This window comes from Brasilonema bromeliae SPC951, assembly GCF_012912135.1.
Lineage (GTDB): Bacteria > Cyanobacteriota > Cyanobacteriia > Cyanobacteriales > Nostocaceae > Brasilonema > Brasilonema bromeliae.
Genome location: NZ_QMEB01000366.1, coordinates 1 through 3,308 on the forward strand (window position 1 = coordinate 1; position 3,308 = coordinate 3,308).

Below are 3,308 nucleotides of genomic sequence, written 5' to 3' on the forward strand. Positions count from 1 at the left end.
AATAAAGTTACCCTGAGAATCGAATTGATTGATGCGGTTGTTGTAAACATCACCTACATACAGATCCCCTGTTACCGGAGAGATTTCTAGAGCTGATGGCTCGTCAAACTGTCCGGGTCCTGTGCCGCCTGCGCCAATGGCTCCAATATACTCACCGCTAGGACTAAATTTTTCTACTTTGTTACCGATGTTGAAGTTAGGAGTACCATCCGGGTTAACACCGCGTCCGTTAGTTATGAGGATATTCCCTTGGCTATCTTTGGTTATGCCTTGGGGAACAAATAGCTCTCCAGGACCAAAGCCCGGGCTACCAATAGACTTATCGTAAGTTAGCTCTAGAGAGAAAGCTTGAGCGGCTGTTGCAAATACCATGAATCCAGCACCAAGAATGGCAATTGACAAATTTTTAACTAATTTCATGGGTTGAACTCCTGTGTGTGTAACTTATAGACGCAAGCGTATAGCAGTGCATATCGACGAGCGATACCACCGGCAAGGGCAAAGCCCTACGCACCACTTCCTCAGTCAAAGACTGTGAAGTTTTTACTGATTTAGCCTATGGTGTGGTAAGTGGAAGACTTGTATCTTTCTTTTAGTTACTATAAGTTACCAGTTGAAAAAGTAAAAGTAGGTACTTTAAAGTAACTAGAGTACGCAGGAGAAACTAGATAATTATGCCTCTGTCTCAGGAATCAGTCAGTAGTTGCCCGGTAGGTACTTTGTTAAACCTGCTTAGCGGACCTTGGACTTTCTACATTCTTTGGATTTTACGAAACAATGGACCCACTCGCTTTGGTGCTTTAAAACGTCAGATCGAAGGGATCTCATCAAAAGTCTTGACTGAGAGATTGCGGATGCTTGAGGAGGCAGAGATACTCTACCGCACCTACGAACCAACTATCCCGCCGCAAGTAACCTACGGCTTAACTGAACGATCGCAAGACCTGATTGTAGTTCTGGATCAACTTGCGGCGATCGCGCATAAATGGTATCCACAAGAACGCAAGGATATCGATTTACCAGTAGAAAAAAGATAAAATATATATCATAACTCCTGTTTTCAATCAAGCATAAAAAGCAGCTTTTACACAATGACTTTGGATATGTCTAATGTGTCTTAGCGCAAAATCGCCAAAATCTGGGAAATTATCCGGTTGGCTTGGGATAAATAACCACCACCAAATCGTTGGAAGTCTATAGGACTCCTATTTGATTTTTGCGAAGCTAGGTACATGTTTATTCCTTCTTCCCTGTTCCCTGCGATGCACTGAGCTTGTCGAAGTGTTCCCTGTTAAGAGTTCCCTGTCCTGACTTTGTTAGTTCACAAATCAAACCGGATTCTTATACAATTTTTTATACAAGCTTTCAAATCTGTAAAACTTATGCACACTAGTATCACTGACGACATCAAAAAACGGTTTCACGCAGCCTGTGCTATCCGTGGGCTGAAGATGAGCCAAGTGATAACTGAACTAGTTGAGATGTGGTTAAAAACAAACGAAGTTATTCATTGAGTGATCCCAAAGCCTGATGAAGAAGATTTTAATTTTATCAGCTAATCCTATAAATACAAATAACTTGCGCTTGGATGAAGAAGTACGAGAAATTCAAGCAGCGTGGGAACGCGCCCTCAATAGAGAAAATTTTGAATTGATTAATAAAGGCGCAGTTCGTATTGATGAGTTGCGTCGTACATTGTTAGATCATAAACCACAAATAGTACATTTTTCCGGTCACGGTACTGGGACAGATGGCTTAGTTCTGGAAAATAACTCAGGTGAAGCGCAGATAGTAAGTACGCAATCACTCTCACGTTTTTTTGAGTTATCAAAAGAGCAAGTAGAGTGTGTTTTACTCAACGCTTGCTATTCCGAGACTCAAGCTGAAGCAATTTTTCAACATATTGATTGTGTCATTGGTATGGGACAATCTATTCCAGATAATTCTGCTATCCTTTTTTCCAAAGGATTTTATGATGCTATTTTTGGTGGCAGAAACTACGCAGATGGATTTAAATTTGGTTGTAATAATATAGATTTAAATAATCTTTCGGAATTTAATACTTCCACCATAAAAATTAGACATAGAGATTTTAGTCCGGAAGACTCAATCACAACTCAACCATATGCACCCTTGTTCTTTATTGGCACGGTAGTATTTGGTTTGATAATTAGCTTACTAGGACTTTTCCGGTTAGTACTTAACGATTATGGATTAATAACTCGTATTTTACTAGGTCTTGGTCTGATTACTTTTTGGCTCTGTTGTGCATACATCTACTATCCCTCAAGTCAAATTGCTGGTTTTAATATCAATTTCTTTAGACGATTCAAACAATATAAAAAATTACGGCGTTTGGCTCTAGCAGGGATGGTTATTATACCTCTTTTGACTATAACTGGATTTTATATATTGGAACTTCCAACCAAGGACATTATTGTTCTTCTCGCTGATTTTGAAACTTCTGCCGATCAAAAAAACTATCGTGTGACTCAAAATATCTTTAATAAGCTAGATAATGCCTTTCAACGATATCCTGATGTCAAAGTACAACGTTTAAACAAAATAATTACTAATCGTCAAGATGCCCTGAGTGAAGGAAAAAGTCACAAAGCTAGTATTGTCATCTGGGGTAATTATGGCGTAACAAATACAAAGACACAGTTTGAGCCACACTTTGAAGTATTGCGAAACCCAAAAAAATACTTACCTAAAATTGGTTCATTAGAACAGACGGCTAGCATCTCTGAATTAAACAATTTTAAATTGCAATTACGTCTTTCAAAACAGATGAGTTATTTGACTCATTTTACTGTGGGATTAATTCGTTACACAGTTAGTGATTGGAAACAGGCTATAAACTCTTTTAGCGAAGCTTTGAAACAGGGTAATGATTCAATTAAAGTGTTAAACCAGAAAATAGTCTACCTTTACCGAGGAAATTCTTACTTATATAAAAAAGAGTATGACCGCGCTCTTGCTGATTATAACCAAGCTATTAAGCTTGACCAGAACTATGCCCAAGCTTACAATAGCCGAGGAATTTCTTACACCAATAAAAAAGACTATGACCGTGCTATAGCTGATTATAACCAAGCTATTAAACTTGAGCCGAACTCTGCCCAAGCTTACATCGGCCGAGGAGTTTCTTACAACAATAAAAAAGAGTATGACCGCGCTCTTGCTGATTATAACCAAGCTATTAAACTTGAGCCGAACTATGCCCAAGCTTACAACGACCGAGGAAATTCTTACTTATATAAAAAAGAGTATGACCGCGCTCTTGCTGATTATAACCAAGCTATTAA

General features: G+C 38.7%; 3 protein-coding genes and 1 pseudogene. 3 read left to right on the top strand and 1 reads right to left on the bottom strand.

Going from position 1 to position 3,308, the window contains the following annotated elements; translation table 11 throughout:
- A pseudogene (locus DP116_RS27575) lies at positions 1-420 on the bottom strand (scytonemin biosynthesis PEP-CTERM protein ScyF); the annotation flags it as partial.
- Positions 421-674: 254 nt separating this feature from the next.
- On the opposite strand from DP116_RS27575, the gene DP116_RS27580 reads away from it, so the two are divergent.
- The 3 genes from DP116_RS27580 to DP116_RS27590 all read left to right on the top strand — a co-directional run.
- Positions 675-1,037, top strand: coding sequence for a winged helix-turn-helix transcriptional regulator (locus tag DP116_RS27580; RefSeq protein ID WP_169158162.1), 363 nt, complete (start codon positions 675-677; stop codon positions 1,035-1,037).
- A 345-nt stretch (positions 1,038-1,382) separates the two neighbouring features.
- Positions 1,383-1,514 (top strand): plasmid partition protein ParG, encoded by a 132-nt coding sequence (locus tag DP116_RS27585; protein ID WP_169158163.1) that lies wholly within the window; start codon positions 1,383-1,385, stop codon positions 1,512-1,514.
- A gap of 16 nt (positions 1,515-1,530) precedes the next feature.
- On the top strand, positions 1,531-3,308 hold a 1,778-nt coding region (locus DP116_RS27590; RefSeq protein ID WP_169158164.1), incomplete at its 3' end, for a CHAT domain-containing tetratricopeptide repeat protein.

Bases quoted from the DNA above. Each gene is read 5' to 3' on its own strand.
- DP116_RS27580 (WP_169158162.1), top strand. From the start codon at position 675: ATGCCTCTGTCTCAGGAATCAGTCAGTAGTTGCCCGGTAGGTACTTTG.
- DP116_RS27585 (WP_169158163.1), top strand. From the start codon at position 1,383: ATGCACACTAGTATCACTGACGACATCAAAAAACGGTTTCACGCAGCC.